Here is a 744-nt window from a genome sequence, read left to right on the forward strand (position 1 = left end):
TGGCGGCGGAATTTATAATTATGATAATTCATCACCTAGTTTAACCAATACAACGGTTGTAGGGGCTATTTATAATACTGTTAATGGTTCAGTAACTTTAAATAGTAGTATTGTTTGGGGAGGTATTACAGGTGGGTATATAGCTAATTATTCACTCATAAAAGATAATAGCTCTACAGTAAATAATAATATAGACGCTACAGCATTAACTGATACAGACATTTTTACAGACCCAAGCAATGGCGATTATAGCTTAAAAGATAGTAGTGTTGCTATAAATGCAGGTAATAATGCATCTTACACTACTGCAGGCGGTGATTTGGCTAATGATTTAGATTTAGCCGGTAATGCCCGTTTATTTGGTGCAACTATAGATTTAGGAGCTTATGAAAACCAATCAATTCAATTTACCCCAGACAGCAACAACATTCTTTATGTCAATAAAGCTGTAAGTGGTGGTACAGCAGATGGTAGTTCTTGGTCAAACGCGCTACCAGAACTAGCAGATGCCTTAGTTTGGGCAAAAAATAATGAAGCTACTAGTTGGGCAACAACGCCCTTACAAATATGGGTAGCAGGCGGTACATACAACCCGCTTTATAGCCCAGAAGATGGCGCCAATTTTGGAACCAACCAAACAAGAGAAAACACCTTTTTAATGGTGAATAATGTGCAGTTGTACGGTGGTTTTGCAGGTACAGAAACTACTTTAACTGCCCGAGATTTAAGTATTACAACTAATAC

General features: G+C 37.5%; 1 protein-coding gene. It reads left to right on the top strand.

The window, feature by feature from the left end; translation table 11 throughout:
- The coding region (locus HM985_RS17120; protein WP_317167147.1) for a choice-of-anchor Q domain-containing protein at window positions 1-744 on the top strand (744 nt) is incomplete at both ends.

Source organism: Winogradskyella wichelsiae, from assembly GCF_013403925.1.
GTDB lineage: Bacteria > Bacteroidota > Bacteroidia > Flavobacteriales > Flavobacteriaceae > Winogradskyella > Winogradskyella wichelsiae.